Annotated in this window: 10 protein-coding genes and 2 tRNA genes; 6 read left to right on the top strand and 6 right to left on the bottom strand. The window is 52.9% G+C overall.

Features of this window, described 5'->3' with window-relative positions; translation table 11 throughout:
• The first annotated feature begins 231 nt into the window (after nucleotides 1-231).
• From QUF18_RS02435 to hydA, 3 genes are all read left to right on the top strand, one after another.
• Nucleotides 232-486, top strand: a complete 255-nt coding sequence (locus QUF18_RS02435; RefSeq protein WP_289384923.1) for a hypothetical protein — start codon at nucleotides 232-234, stop codon at nucleotides 484-486.
• 78 nt (nucleotides 487-564) lie between these two features.
• A complete protein-coding gene (locus QUF18_RS02430) occupies nucleotides 565-1815 on the top strand; it encodes a Zn-dependent hydrolase (RefSeq protein WP_289384921.1) in 1251 nt (416 codons plus the stop codon).
• A gap of 94 nt (nucleotides 1816-1909) precedes the next feature.
• Nucleotides 1910-3406: a dihydropyrimidinase gene (gene hydA / locus QUF18_RS02425; protein ID WP_289384919.1), complete on the top strand. Its 1497-nt coding sequence runs from the start codon at nucleotides 1910-1912 to the stop codon at nucleotides 3404-3406.
• Nucleotides 3407-3458: 52 nt separating this feature from the next.
• Here hydA and QUF18_RS02420 read toward each other — a convergent pair whose 3' ends face one another.
• The 4 genes from QUF18_RS02420 to QUF18_RS02405 form a co-directional block, all read right to left on the bottom strand.
• Nucleotides 3459-6680 carry an efflux RND transporter permease subunit gene (locus tag QUF18_RS02420; protein ID WP_289384916.1) on the bottom strand — a complete coding sequence of 1074 codons (3222 nt, stop codon included), beginning with the start codon at nucleotides 6678-6680 and terminating at the stop codon, nucleotides 3459-3461.
• Nucleotides 6681-6682: 2 nt separating this feature from the next.
• Nucleotides 6683-7831, bottom strand: coding sequence for an efflux RND transporter periplasmic adaptor subunit (locus QUF18_RS02415; RefSeq protein ID WP_289384913.1), 1149 nt, complete (start codon nucleotides 7829-7831; stop codon nucleotides 6683-6685).
• A 292-nt stretch (nucleotides 7832-8123) separates the two neighbouring features.
• Nucleotides 8124-9041, bottom strand: coding sequence for a pseudouridine-5'-phosphate glycosidase (locus tag QUF18_RS02410; protein ID WP_289384911.1), 918 nt, complete (start codon nucleotides 9039-9041; stop codon nucleotides 8124-8126).
• A gap of 118 nt (nucleotides 9042-9159) precedes the next feature.
• The gene (locus tag QUF18_RS02405) at nucleotides 9160-10323 is read right to left on the bottom strand and encodes a carbohydrate kinase (protein ID WP_289384908.1); all 1164 of its coding nucleotides are present in this window, start codon (nucleotides 10321-10323) and stop codon (nucleotides 9160-9162) included.
• Between the two features lie 352 nt (nucleotides 10324-10675).
• On the opposite strand from QUF18_RS02405, the gene QUF18_RS02400 reads away from it, so the two are divergent.
• The 3 genes from QUF18_RS02400 (at nucleotide 10676) to QUF18_RS02390 (ending at nucleotide 12793) form a co-directional block, all read left to right on the top strand.
• Nucleotides 10676-12373, top strand: coding sequence for a sensor histidine kinase (locus tag QUF18_RS02400; protein WP_289384906.1), 1698 nt, complete (start codon nucleotides 10676-10678; stop codon nucleotides 12371-12373).
• Between the two features lie 187 nt (nucleotides 12374-12560).
• Nucleotides 12561-12637: transfer RNA gene (locus QUF18_RS02395), tRNA-Arg, on the top strand.
• A 79-nt stretch (nucleotides 12638-12716) separates the two neighbouring features.
• A tRNA-Arg gene (locus QUF18_RS02390) sits at nucleotides 12717-12793 on the top strand.
• Nucleotides 12794-12933: 140 nt separating this feature from the next.
• Here the strand turns inward: QUF18_RS02390 and QUF18_RS02385 are convergent.
• Entirely contained in the window at nucleotides 12934-13572 is a 639-nt protein-coding gene (locus QUF18_RS02385; RefSeq protein WP_289384904.1) for a response regulator transcription factor, read from the bottom strand.
• Nucleotides 13569-14678, bottom strand: coding sequence for a sensor histidine kinase (locus QUF18_RS02380; protein ID WP_289384903.1), 1110 nt, complete (start codon nucleotides 14676-14678; stop codon nucleotides 13569-13571). Before QUF18_RS02380 ends, QUF18_RS02385 begins: the two co-directional genes overlap by 4 nt.
• Nucleotides 14679-14687: the final 9 nt, after the last annotated feature.

The following is a 14687-nucleotide window of genomic DNA, read 5'->3' as shown; positions in this document are numbered from 1 at the left end:
GCGCGACAGGTTTTCCGGTGCGGGTTCCGCACTTGTTTTCCACTTTTTCGCAAGTTTCAACGGGTATTTAAGAGGGCTATCGGCTTTGTCCTGATGCATGGCGGAAGTCTCTTTGACCGCTTTCGGTTTCCGTACCATGCTGTTCTCCCGCCCTTCTGCACCCGTCCTGCAATGGCATCGCGCCGCAGGCATACTGTCTCACGTATAATCGCTTGTCCTGAGCAGATTTTAGTGAATGATACGTCAATCAGTTTTACGCGCAAGCGCCTGGCTAGTTTTACGCACAAGCGCCTGGCTAGTTTTACGCGCAAGCAACTAACTAGTTTAACACGCAAGCAGTTGGCTGGTTTCAAAAAAACTCCGCAACAGAACGGAGCAATAATCAACGTGTTTTGGGGAAACAATCAAGGCTCTTTTTATGCAAAAGCTTTGAAACACCGCCTATCCGGCAACGGAAACCTGTCAGGTTTCCGGGATAGTGCTTGAGGAGGACATCCACATGCCGTCTCCCCGCGCCTTTTATGAAACGATTATGATTAATACAGACCGCATACGGAAACAGACATGAACACGCATCTGAACAGCAATCTCAAAACCAATGCTGACCGCCTCTGGGACAGCCTGATGGATATGGCCAAAATCGGCCCCGGAATCTCAACCGGTAATAATCGCCAGACCCTGACCGATGAAGACCGTGAAGGCAGGCTGCTTTTTCAGAAATGGTGTGAAGATGCCGGCATGACCATGAGCATCGACACGATGGGCAATATGTTTGCCCGCCGCGAGGGCAGCGATCCGTCCCTGCCGCCGGTGATGCTCGGCAGCCATCTCGACACTCAGCCGACCGGCGGCAAATTCGACGGTGTGCTTGGTGTCCTCGGCGGGCTGGAAGTGGTGCGCACCCTCAATGATCTCGGCATTAAAACCCGTCATCCGATTGAAGTGGTCAACTGGACCAATGAAGAAGGCGCACGCTTTGCCCCTGCGATGCTGGCCTCCGGTGTCTTCGCCGGCCTCTTTGATGAGACATGGGCAAAATCCCGCACTGATGCAGAAGGTAAAACCGTTGGTGACGAACTGAAGCGCATCGGCTTTGAAGGTTCAGTGCCAACGGCCAAGCGCCCGATCAAAGCCTATTATGAGCTGCATATTGAACAAGGCCCTATCCTTGAAGATGAAGGGCTGGATATCGGCATTGTCACCCACGGTCAGGGGCTGAAATGGTTGCAGATTACGCTGACCGGCAAAGAAGCCCATACCGGCTCAACGCCAATGCGCAAACGTGTGAATGCAGGGCTTGGCATGGCGCGTATTACTGAGCGTGTGGATGAAATCGCATGGGAACACGCGCCAAATGGCGTGGGTGCTGTCGGTTATGCCCATATCAGCCCGAATTCCCGCAATATCATTCCGGGTACCGCTGTCTTCGTCGCGGATTTCCGCAATCCGGACAAAGCAGAACTCGCCATTATGGTGCAGAAGCTGGAAAAATCCGTTGCAGAAATCTGCGAGAAAATCGGACTGACCTATGAGATTGAAGAAGTCGGAGCTTTTGATCCCATTTCTTTTGACGAGACCTGCCTCTCGACCATTCGTCAGGCAACCGAGCGTCTCGGGTTGACACATCGCAATATTATTTCCGGTGCCGGTCATGATGCCTGCTGGATTAATCAGGTCGCACCATCAGCCATGATTATGTGCCCTTGCGTTGATGGCCTGAGCCACAATGAAGCGGAAGACATCAGCAAGGAATGGGCGGGCAACGGCGCGGATGTGTTGTTGCATGCGGCATTAGAGACCGCTGAAATCGTATAAATACCTGCTCCGGCATGAGACATTTGTGCCGGAGCCCTTAACCTTATCGATCAATCCGCATCTGTTCGCAAAAAACCATAAGGGGAAACGAACAATGTCACATACCGGATCACCTACCAAGTCACAGACAGATAACAAAACCACACTGATTAAAGGCGGTAAAATCGTTACCGCAGACCGCTCTTACGATGCTGATATCCTGATCGCAGACGGCAAAATCGCCGCGATCGGCCATGATTTACAGGGCGATACCACAATTGATGTGCATGGCTGCCTGATTATGCCTGGCGGCATTGATCCCCATACCCATCTGGAAATGCCGTTTATGGGCACCCATAGCACCGACGATTTTGATAGCGGCACTGCTGCGGCACTGGCAGGCGGCACCACTATGGTGGTTGATTTTGTGCTGCCCTCACCGGAAGGTAATCTGCTGGAAGCGCTGCAGGAATGGTTTCAGAAAGCCGGAAAAGCACGTACCGATTATTCCTTCCATATGGCTGTCACCGGCTGGAGCGAGCGCTGCTATAATGAAATGCCGGAGGTGGTGGCACGCGGCGTCAATACATTCAAACATTTCATGGCCTATAAAGGCGCTCTGATGGTCAATGATGACGAGATGTTTGCCTCGTTCCGCCGTTGTGCCGAAATCGGCGCCATGCCGCTCGTACATGCGGAAAACGGTGATATTGTCGCCCAATTACAGCAAAACCTGCTGGCCGCAGGCAATACAGGACCTGAAGCGCACAGCTATTCCCGACCGCCGGAAGTGGAAGGCGAAGCCACCAACCGCGCGATTATGATCGCCGATCAAGCAGGGGTGCCGCTTTATGTGGTGCATGTCTCCTGCGAACAGGCGCATGAGGCTATCCGCCGTGCCCGCCAGAAAGGCATGCGTGTTTACGGCGAACCGCTGATCCAGCATCTGACACTGGATGAAAGCGAATATCAAAATAAAAACTGGGACTATGCAGCGCGACGAGTGATGTCACCGCCGTTTCGTGACAAGGTCAATCAGGATGGTCTCTGGGCGGGGTTAAGCGCCGGTAGTCTGCAATGTGTAGCCACCGACCATTGTGCTTTCACCACGGAACAAAAACGCCACGGCGTTGGCAATTTCACCAAAATCCCGAACGGCACCGCAGGGCTGGAAGAACGCTTACCGGTGCTTTGGACAACAGGCGTGCGCACCGGTCGTCTGACCGAGAATGAATTTGTAGCCGTCACCTCCACCAATGCGGCGAAAATCCTCAACATCTATCCGCGCAAAGGTGCTGTGCTGGAGGGATCTGACGCTGATTTGGTGATCTGGGATCCGAATGCAACCAAGACAATCTCTGCAAAAACTCAACATTCGGCCATTGATTACAGCGTGTTTGAGGGGATGAAAGTCACCGGCCTGCCCCGCATGACCATAAGCGGCGGCCACGTCGCCTATGCACAGGGCAAAGTACTGGCAGAACCCGGTGCCGGGAAATTCGTGGAACGTGCGCCGAATGCACCACAACAGCAGGCTTTGTCAGTCTGGAAAGAAGTGGTAGCGCCACGCAAAGTTGAGCGTGATCCGGCACTGATGCCGATTGGCGTGTGACCACATATAAAAACTTATAAAAACGGCGGGTATTTATCCCGCCGTTTTTCTTTTACTCCGGCTTCATCTCCAGCGTGGCCGCATGAGCCAGCTCACGATCAAGTCGTTTTTCTTCATCGCTTTTCGGCTTGGTGAAACGACCGAGCAGCAGATAGGCCACCGGTGTCACATAGAGCGTGGCAATGGTTGCCAGGCCAAGACCGCCAACGATAATCCAGCCCAGTGCGATACGGGCTTCCGCACCGGCACCGGTTGCAATCACCAGCGGAATACCGCCGAGCACTGCACAGATCATTGTCATACAGACAGGGCGCAGACGAATATTCGATGCTTCTTCAATCGCTTCCCGCAAAGACAGGCCACGGTCGCGCAACTGATCGGCAAATTCCACAATCAGAATACCGTTTTTCGCCATAATACCGACCAGTAGCACCAGCCCGATTTGACTATAAACATTAAGGCTGGTGCCGGTGAGGATCAGTGCCACAATGGCACAACCAAGCCCCAGCGGCACGGTCGCCATAACGATCAGCGCACTGACAAAACTCTCAAACTGCGCAGCCAGCACCAGTAGAATGATCACCACTGCGAAACCAAACACCATAAACAGACCGGTTGAGGTTTCGCCCAGTGTGGCAGCTTCCGCCAACGGCACCATTTGCACACCGGCAGGCAGCAGCGGTGCTGCCAGTTCCTGCACGGTTTTATAAGCATCGCCCAGAGCGAAATCACTGCGCAGATTGGAGGTAATCGCAATGGAACGCAGACGCTGCTCACGCGCCAATTGCGGTGGCACAGCAATTTCACGCACCGAAGCAATGGTTGCCATGGAGACATAACGGCCGTCGCCGGTACGCATGAAGATATTTTCCAAATCCGTCGGATCATTGATCGGATTGGAAGTCGCCATCATTTTCACGTCATAGGAACGGTCACCGATATAGACCGCACCGATCTTACGACCATCCAGCACCGACTGCACCGCATTGGCCAGACCGGTAATATCAATACCAAGATCGGATGCGCGTTCACGGTTAATCTGCACCGAGAGCTGCGGCTGCGTTGCATCTACCGACAAGCGCGGCTGCACAAAACGCGGATCTTTTTCCATCTCGGTCAGCAAGGCACGGGTCACCGGCTGGATCGTTGCATAATCATTACCGACCAGTGTGAATTGCAAACCGTTACCCGCGCCGCGAATACCCAGACTGTTTGACTGCAGGGTAAAGGCACGCACACCGGTAATCGGACGCAGACGCTGATTGATGTCGTTGACGATATCCTGCTGCTTGCGCTCACGCTCACTCCACGGTGCCAATGTCAGCACCATAAAGCCGTTATTGGATGCACCGCCGGAACCGGCAATCGCAAAGGAATTGATAATCTCGCCACTGTCTCGCAATGGTTTCAGACGCTCATCAATCTGCTCAAGCTGCGAGCGCAGAAAATCAATACTGATGCCCTGCGGCCCCGAAATACGCAGCATAACGGCGGAGCGGTCTTCGTTTGGTGTCAGTTCCTGACGCAAGGTCGTATAGGCGCTCAGCGAGAGAAACGCGAAGACAAGCGCAGCCGCAACCACAATCCATGGTGCATTGAGGCACCAGTGCAGGCTGGTACGGTAGAATTTTGCCAGTCCCATGCTGATACGACCGACAATACCCTGCGGTTTATCCGTCGGCGCACCATGATCTTTGACCTCGCCGGTCATAAAGCGGGAGGCCAACATCGGGCATAAAGTCAAAGCCACCACGCCGGACAGCAAGACCGCAATCGCCAGCACGAAACCGAATTCACGGAACAGACCACCCGCCTGCCCCGGCAGAAAAGAGATCGGCACGAACACGGCAACCAGTGTCAGGGTTGTGGCAACAACCGCGAAAAACACTTCCTTCGTGCCAAGCACGGCTGCGGCACGCGGCCCCAGCCCCATTGCACGGCGACGCACAATATTCTCCAACACTACAATCGCATCATCCACCACCAGACCGGTTGCCAGCACCAGCGCCAGAAGAGTCAGAATATTGATGGAAAAGCCTGCCAGATAAATTGCAGCCACTGTACCGACCAGCGCCACCGGAATGGAAATGGTCGGGATCAATGTCGCGCGGATATCGCGCAAGAACACGTAAATCACAGCAATCACGATCAGGATTGCAGCAATCAGTGCAATCTGTACCTCATGCATCGCGCCCCTGATGAAATTCGCATCATCACTGGTCACGCGCATCGTCATGCCTTCCGGCAATGTCTTATTGAGGCGTTCAATTTCCGCACGGACACCGTCAGAAATATCCAGCGTATTCGACTGTGCCTGACGGATAATACCAAGGCCGATACTGTTGCGGCCGTTGTTCAGCACCGCAGAGCTTTCAATATCCGGCCCGAGTGTGACATTCGCCACATCACGGATACGGGTTTGTCCCTTGATGATAATATTCTCGAAATCTGCCGGTGAAGCAACGGAAGCTGTTGCACGCACCACGATCGCCTGCGAAGCACTGCGCAGCGATCCGGCAGGCTGATCCAGCGCCATCGAAGCCAATGCAGAACTGACATCAGCAAAGGTCAGGCCGTAGCTGGCAAGGCGCTTATGATCGATATCAATACGGAAAATCTTATCGCGGTCGCCATAGGTTTCAACATCGGCAACACCGGGAACGGCGGACAGCACATCGACGATCTGATCTTCAACAATCACCGTCATATCATCAACGCTGAGCGTTTCAGAAGCAATCGCCAGACGCATCACCGCATCAGCATTGGAATCCGCTTTGATGATACGCGAGGCATCAGCCTCTTCCGGCATCTGGTTGGCCACACGCGAGATCGAGTCACGCATATCGGCAGCAGCCACATTGATGTCGACGCCGTCATTAAATTCAACCGTCACACGGCTGCGGCCGAATGAGGAGGTTGAAGAAATATTCTTCACGCCGGAGACGCGCGCAACTTCGTTTTCCAGAACCTGCGTTACCTCACGGTCAACCGTTTCGGCCGATGCCCCGTTGAAAGTCGTACTGATCGAAATGACCGGACGGTCAACATCCGGCAATTCGCGGATATCCACGCCGGTCAGTGCGGCAAGACCTGCCACAACAATCAACACATTAAGCACAAAAGCAAAAACCGGACGCCGGATAAACAGTGCTGTAAAGCCGCCATTTTGCGGGTTGTGCTGCGTCTCGGCTTCAGCTGCTTCATGTGTTTTAGCGGAAGGCTGATCCTGCTCCGGCACGGTGTTCTTGTCAGCAGATGATGTATCGGATGTCATAATCATCCCGCCTGCTTATTATTCGCCTGAGCGGTTGCCGGTGCTTTCGGGCTGGCAGCACTGCCGGTATTTTGCCCTTTAACAGTCACGCTGCCACCTTCACGCACATTCTGCACACCTTCGGTTACCATCACATCGCCCTCAGCAAGTTCGCTTTCCACCAACACCGCATTGGCATTGCGCTGAATGATACGGGCAGCAACGCGCTCGGCTTTCCCATCCGTATCAATGCGCCAGACATAGGAACCGTCACCGTCCCACTGAATGGAGAGCGGATCGACCGCCAGATACTGATCGCCCGGAAACAGGATTGTTACGGTAAAGGACATGCCCGAACGCAGCACATCACTCGGATTGGTGATTTCCGCCCGCACCCGCATAGTACGGCTCGCCGCATCAATCATATTATCCAGCGCACTGATCTGCCCCTGAAAGCTCTTGCCAGGCAAGGCAGTCGGCACAGCGGTCACGGCCTGCCCGATACGCAATTGCGGTGCAAAGCGCTCCGGCACCCAGATATCAATCAACAGCTTTGAGCGGTCATCAATTGTCGCAATTGTGGTTGAGGACGTGACATAGTTACCGGCATCTACCGGCAGAATACCGACAATACCGGCAATCGGCGCTTCAACAGAGCGGCGGCTCAGTGCCAGCTCGGCATCCTTGACCGCGAGTTTTGCATTGGCAAGGGCGAGATCGGCAGCAACCACCTGCACCTGCGTTGCCGTATTGGATGCCCGCAAGGTCGCCATGCGTTTTTGCGTAATTTCTGCATCTTTCAGCAGAACCTGTGCTTTCTCAACTGCAATCTGTTCTGTTTCTGCATCCAGCTCGGCAATGATCTGGCCTTTTTTCACCAAAGTACCGGCGCTCACCAGAAACTGACGGATCGTTCCGCTGGAATAGGGCATCACCGCAACGGTATTGAGTGCCACGCCGCTGCCGATCGCACTGAGCTTGTCATTCACGATCTGCTTCTGTGCAGGCTTAACCATCACCAGCGGGGCGTTTCGCGCACCACTATTCTGTCCGGCAGATGGGGGAGTGCCCGTAGCCTCTGTGCCTGTGCGCCCGGCATTATACCAGCTCCAGCCCCCGAAGGCAGCGGCAGCCACTACCACACATACCGCAATCTGCTTCCAGTTTTTCATTCTATCCCGATCTTGCCGCAAGCCAAGTTTATTGCCCGCAGTCGCAGGCGAACACTATCATGTCCTTAAAATGCGTAATCTGCGCCCGCAGGTCTAATTAAATTTCTGTAATCCTCTTGCGGCATAGTGCCGGAAAGCCCACAAAACAGGCATTTACCGCATTCTAAACCGCTCTGTTGGCTCTGACATGCGCCGATATGGTTAATAATATTTAAACATGACAGCTATCTGACAAAGCAAAACGGGCGGAAACATGATGTTTCCGCCCGTTTTCATAAAAAATATTAATCTTTTATACGATAGCCTTGTAAGCAACCGCCATACGCGCTGCCAGTTTGGCATTGTTCAGCACCAGCGCAATATTCGCTTTGAGGCTGCGGCCTTCTGACAGTTCATTGATGCGGGCGAGCAGGAATGGTGTCACATCCTTACCACCAACGCCCTGATCGGCAGCTTCTTTAACAGCAGCTTCAATTGTACCGTTAATGAATTCCGGTGTCAGTGCATCTTCTTCAGGGATCGGGTTTGCAATCAGAATACCGGTACCTGAACCAAGCGCATGGTGAAGTGCCATTGCTTTTGCAATCTCTTCTGCGCTGTTCAGACGGTGATCGGCTTTACAACCGCTTGAGCGGGTAAAGAATGCAGGAAAATCATCGCTGCCATGCGCAATAATCGGCACGCGCTGGGTTTCCAGATATTCAAGGGTTTTCGGAATATCGAGAATGGACTTCACACCGGCGCAAACAACGGTGGTATTGGTCATGCCCAGTTCGTTCAGATCAGCGGAAATATCAAAGCTGTCTTCCGCACCGCGATGCACGCCGCCAACGCCGCCGGTGGCGAAAATTTCAATACCGGCAAGAGCCGCAATACGCATGGTTGCCGAAACAGTAGTGCCGGCAGTCAAACCCTGCACCATATCGGCAGCCAGATCGCGGCTCGATGTTTTCACGGCATCAGTTGTCTGTGCCAGCTGTTCCAGCTGCGCATCGCCGAGACCAACGTGAATTTCGCCCTTCAGCACCGCAATCGTTGCCGGTACTGCACCGTTCTCACGGATCACATCTTCAACCTTACGTGCCATTTCCAAATTCTGCGGGAAAGGCATACCATGGGTGATGATTGTGGATTCAAGCGCGACAACAGGCGCACCTTTATCAAGGGCGCTACGGACTTCGTCGCTGAAATGCATGGTCAAACTGGTCATGAGGAGCAGCCTTTCTGAGGGAGGTTATGTCTTAAAATCATTCGCTTACGCGATGCTATTTGGATCAGTCGCTTACGCGATAACTTTTTGATTATTCGCTTACGCGATGGCTTTTTAGTTATTCGCTTACGCGATGGCGGTGCGCTTCCAGAAATTGTGCGGATAAATCCGGATGCACACTGGCATCGCTTTCGGTTGTTAATGTCGCCAGCAATGTGCCGGTACGCACCGCTTCCGGCAGCGTCTTCTGGTCAAGCAGACAATAGAGTGTGCCCGAGATCAATGCGTCACCCGCGCCGGTAATATCCACCGGCTGCGCAGGCACGCTGGCAATATGCCGGATACCGTTTTCATCACCGATATGAACACCGGCAGCACCCATCGTCATCACGATTTTAGCCACACCGCGTTCACGCAGGGCACTGATCGCCTGATCTGCCGAAAGACGCGGCGTCCCCGCCGGATGACGCAGCAGACTATGCGCTTCATCAAGATTGAGGAACAACAGATCAACGCCGCTGAGATCCTGCGGCAGACGCAGTGCTTTCGGCGCAGAAACCGTATCAATACTCAAACGGAAACGGCTGCCGGATTTTTTAGCCAGCAAGGCTTCCAAGGTTGCCTGTGGCAGATTGCAATCGGCAAAGACCCAATCAGCCGAAGCCAGCTGCGGCCAGACGGTTTCAAGCATCTCAGGCTTCAGCAGATCGAAAATACCCATATCGGCAATACCGAGTGCCAGTTCATTATCAGGCCCCAAGATCGCTGCATATTCGGCGGTCGGCGCTTCATTGGTGACAATCGCGCGACTGACATCCACACCGAGCAGGCGCAGATTATCGAGAATGGCACGACCAGTTTCATCATCACCAAGAATGGAAACGAAACCGATATTCACTCCCAAACGCGCCAGATTTTCCGTAACATTACGGGCAACGCCACCATGGCTGCGATAACCGCTGACCGGATTGGATGTTTCACTGATGAGAGGGGCATGCGCATGATATTTACGATCGAAAACCGCGCCACCAATACAGACAATGCGCTTGCTGACGGGCAGATAATAACCGCGTCCCAGCACAAAGCCCTTTTGAGTCAATTGCACAATATGCGCTGCAACGGTCGAACGCGCCAAGCCTAACGCATCCGCAATTTGCTGCTGACCGACAAAAGGGTTAGCAACAATCATATCCAGAACAGCACGTTCTTGTGCGGAGAGATCCTGCAAGCTTTGTGTTCCGGCTTTTGCTGTCGGGGTCACATCCTGATCGCTCTGCACCATTGCTCTTCTCCGTATCAATTTTTATCGAGAGAGCGTCTTCTAGCACAGCAAGTCGCAACAATCAAAACATTTGTTTTATTTTAAACATTTGTTTTGATCTTGTTTTAGCCCTTATATTAAATGCACCTAAGCACACGAAAATTCAGAAAAATCACTTTTTACATAAAGCGCACACGGAAATTTGAAATCCGGCATCAAAGCGCTTATATTACTGCTTTGCAGGATTTTAGCCTTTGTGGGGACAGGCTGGCAGTCAGGCATAGATATGCAACTTGACAGTCCGTGACCTGATCGGGTCCGTGGGTGGAAACGGGGGACAGGGAGAGACCTGTCAGCCTGACGGATGGATGAAATGACCTTTATGAAAAACGAGGACTTTCAAGGGCCTGCTGACACAGCATCTGCAGAATCAGAGAAAAAACGCGCGGAAAATTTGCAGGCCAACAGTTCTGCACAGGCAGACGGCTCTGCCGAACCATCCGACATAGTATCTTCTCCGCCGGCAACAATAAAAACACTGTCTTCCGCTGCACCGCTCGGTGTCGCTGTTCCGCCGGTTTATGCTGACAACCGGCCAGACTTCCCTCCGCACGACAAGGATGACTGGTACGTTCCTTTACGCCACCGGCTATCCAGCAAATTATTGCTGATGATCATTCTGGCAGTGCTGATTGCGGAAGTTATCATTCTTGTTCCCTCCATTGCCAATATGCGCACGCAATGGCTGACCTCCAGACATAATATGATTGCCACATCGAGCCTGCTCTTGCTCGACGCGAATCCCGGCGCCACACTGGAGCCGCAAGTGCAGGATCAGTTGCTGCGTTCCAGCGGCGCAGAAAGCATCACCATCACCCGCAACGGTATCAGCCGCGTGCTTGCCTCATCTCCGTCGACTCCGCCGGTTACAGAATATGTTGATCTGACCACAGCAACCCCGCTGAGTGACTTTCTGGGCGCATTACAGACGCTGATTAACGGCGGCAAAAAAGTCATGCAGATTTCAAGTTCTCCGGACTATACCGGCACAACCGTCGATATCGTCATGTATGACACCGCGCTGCATGACAAGCTGATACAAAACTCGCGCATTATTGCGACGATCTCGCTGCTGATCTCGCTGATCGCGGCAGCGCTGATCTATTTTATCATTCATCGCCTGCTACTGCGGCCTTTCGGCCATATGTACAGCAATATGTTTGCCTTTGGCCAAAAGCCCGATGATCCGACCCTGATTATTGACGGCTCCTGCCGTAAAGATGAGCTTGGCTATGCCCAAAACCGACTGGCTCAAATGCAGACCCATTTGCAGCATTTGTTTCTTGAGCGCAAACATCTGGCAGATCTCGGCCTCGCAGTCTCCAAGATCAATCACGACATGCGCAATATTCTGGCCTCAGCACAGCTAATGTCTGACAGTCTTGCCGATACACAAGATCCCGTTGTGCAGCGCTTTTCACCAAAGCTGATCCGGACACTCAACCGCGCCATCACCTATTCTGAAACAGTCATCGCTTACGGACGTACACAGGAGGCCGTTCCTGTGCGCCAGCAGCGCCTGCTGCGCCCGCTGCTGCATGAAGTCGAAGATATGCTGGTGATTCCACCGAGTGTGGAGATCACCTTCCGCAATATGATTCCGGTCGATTTTGAAGCCTATATCGATAAAGAACAGATGCTGCGCGTACTAAATAATCTCTGTCGCAATGCGGTACAGGCGATGACGACACATAATACCGCGCCGGAAAGCGAAAAGAGCCTGACTATCTCCGCATGGCGTATGGGCAATAATTGCTGCATCGCCGTTGCTGATACCGGTCCTGGTTTACCGAAAAAAGCGCGGGACAATCTCTTTACCGCTTTTCGCGGTTCAACCCGCAGTGACGGCACCGGTTTGGGGCTGGTAATTGCGCAGGAACTGGTGCGTGCTCATGGCGGAACCATCGAATTGCGCGAAGATTACACTGAAGGCGCTTTATTTGAGATTCGCATCCCCGATATGCCGGCCTATCCGCCCCATGCTCAGCGTACCCAACGCACTATGGTGTAATTATTTCAACGTCTTACTTTGAAACAAGCGCAAGAAAACCACGCAATCGCGTGGTTTTTTCGTTTTTATCCCCATCCTTCAAAAAAAATACAAATTTTTGAAAGTTTTCCATCACAAACCCTTGCAATGCCAAACAGAACCCTTTAGAGAGCGCATACCGCACGGAAACGGCGCGGTTCTAAGGCATGCACCCGTAGCTCAGCTGGATAGAGCACCAGACTACGAATCTGGGGGTCAGAGGTTCGAATCCTTTCGGGTGCGCCATTCTTCTTAATAAGATTTTATTTTAATATGAAATAAACTTCTTATGAGGGTGTTTTACAAAACAAAGCACTCTAGGCATGCACCCGTAGCTCAGCTGGATAGAGCATCAGACTACGAATCTGGGGGTCAGAGGTTCGAATCCTTTCGGGTGCGCCATTCCTTCTCTCACGATGAGAAGTCTGATTTCTGAAAGAAAATTTCAGCTTTTTTCCAAGCACATAACATCAGAAAATGACGCAAAGCATCAGGCCTGCAATTACTTTCGGTTAAATATTTCTTCGGAAACATTTTATCGCTCAAGAACCATGCAACTGCTGCATCATCCGCACCAGCTCAGGTAAGGAGGCAGCCTGCATTTTGCGCATTGCCTGCGCACGGCGCACTTTCACCGTGATTTCACTGATACCCAGTTCCGCAGCGATCTGCTTATTGAGCCGTCCTGCCACCACATGGGTGATCACATCACGCTCACCATCACTCAATCCGGCATAGTGATCTTTCAGAGATTTCAGACTGTTGCGGGCGATACGGTTTTTGCGGTCAAGCTCAATCGCCTGATGGATCGCATCCAGCAAATCCTGTTCGCGGAACGGCTTGGTCAGAAACTCGACTGCCCCCTGCTTCATCGCCCGCACAGACATCGGAATATCGCCGTGGCCAGTGATAAAAATAACAGGCAATTGCACATCCCACTTGTCCATCTCGCGATGAAAATCCAGTCCGCTCATACCGGGCATGCGGATATCCAGCACCAGACAAGCCGGAGCGTCATGGCGCTCAGTCTCCAGAAAAGCCTGCACGGATGCAAAGGACTGCGCCTGCTGCCCAACTGAATTCAGGAGATCCTCAATGGCCTCACGCAAAGACTGGTCATCATCAATAATATAAACGACCGGTTCTTCTGTATTATGATTATCACTGACCGGCTGTTTCATGCTTTTGTTCCGCTGCCATTTAAGGTGAATTCTACAACAAGACCGTGCGGGTGACGGGAATAGGCACGGATAGCGCCCTGATGCGCTTCGATAATACTACGGCTGATCGCCAGACCAATACCGATACCGCCTGATTTGGTGGTATAAAACGCATCAAACATGGTTTTCAGCCGTTCTGCCGGCACGCCTTCCCCGGTATCGGACACGGCCACGCGAACAGAGCTATTCGACTCACCACGAGACAGGATCGTGATCTCACGCGGCTCAACGCGCTTGCTGTCCCGCACCGCCTCCACCGCATTGCTGAACAAGTTGAGCAGCACCTGTTCAATCTCAATCCTGTCCCCCTGTATCACCGGCAATGCCTCATCCAGATCAAGCCGGATATTCACCCGCCAGCGTTCCAGATCACCGCGCACCAAAGCCAGCACATCCGATATCAGACTATTCAAGCGGATATCTTCGCGCGCAGAAGGCTGGCGCTGTACCAAAGCACGCACACGCCCGACCACTTCAGCTGCACGCGTTGCATCTTTACTGATCCGCTCTGCAGCTTGCCGCGCTTTTTCAATATTCGGTGGCTCGGTAGCCAGCCAGCGTGTGCAAGCCGCCGCACTGGTCGTTACAGCCGCCAATGGCTGATTAACCTCATGCGCGATAGAAGCCGTCAGTTCGCCCAGTGTCATCACGCGCGCCATTTGCGCCATTTGTTTACGTGCTTCTTCTGCCGCCTGCTGTGCATTGCGGATTTGCAAAGCCAGCCATGTCGTGACCGCAATCGCCGCAACACTGATAAAACCGTTTACAATTCCTGACTCCGGCGAGCCGCTCAATGTCAGAAAATAGCTGACAATCGTCATCAGCACACAGAGCAATGCAGTGGCAATCACTGCCTTGGGCTGCAACAAACGCACAGCCAGCAGTACCACAGCCACATAGAAGACAGCCGCCGCAATCTCGAGATCGGTAACGGTATCTGCAATAAAAATTGCAACAATCAGCGCCAGACCGGCCAAAACCTGCCAGAAGCTGGCACCTTCCAGCAATACCTGCACGGAAAGTGCAGATTTGATCCGGTCTTCAAAGAGCTGCTTATCTGTCTGCATTGCGCGCTT

This window comes from Pseudochrobactrum kiredjianiae (assembly GCF_030362795.1).
Lineage (GTDB): Bacteria > Pseudomonadota > Alphaproteobacteria > Rhizobiales > Rhizobiaceae > Pseudochrobactrum > Pseudochrobactrum kiredjianiae.
Note: the sequence above shows the minus strand (reverse complement) of the source record. Positions and strands in the feature narration are given on the sequence as shown.

Bases quoted from the DNA above. Each gene is read 5' to 3' on its own strand.
- QUF18_RS02385 (WP_289384904.1), bottom strand. From the start codon at position 13,572: ATGAAACAGCCGGTCAGTGATAATCATAATACAGAAGAACCGGTCGTT.
- QUF18_RS02400 (WP_289384906.1), top strand. From the start codon at position 10,676: ATGACCTTTATGAAAAACGAGGACTTTCAAGGGCCTGCTGACACAGCA.
- QUF18_RS02420 (WP_289384916.1), bottom strand. From the start codon at position 6,680: ATGACATCCGATACATCATCTGCTGACAAGAACACCGTGCCGGAGCAG.
- QUF18_RS02405 (WP_289384908.1), bottom strand. From the start codon at position 10,323: ATGGTGCAGAGCGATCAGGATGTGACCCCGACAGCAAAAGCCGGAACA.
- QUF18_RS02380 (WP_289384903.1), bottom strand. From the start codon at position 14,678: ATGCAGACAGATAAGCAGCTCTTTGAAGACCGGATCAAATCTGCACTT.
- QUF18_RS02415 (WP_289384913.1), bottom strand. From the start codon at position 7,831: ATGAAAAACTGGAAGCAGATTGCGGTATGTGTGGTAGTGGCTGCCGCT.
- QUF18_RS02430 (WP_289384921.1), top strand. From the start codon at position 565: ATGAACACGCATCTGAACAGCAATCTCAAAACCAATGCTGACCGCCTC.
- QUF18_RS02410 (WP_289384911.1), bottom strand. From the start codon at position 9,041: ATGACCAGTTTGACCATGCATTTCAGCGACGAAGTCCGTAGCGCCCTT.
- hydA (WP_289384919.1), top strand. From the start codon at position 1,910: ATGTCACATACCGGATCACCTACCAAGTCACAGACAGATAACAAAACC.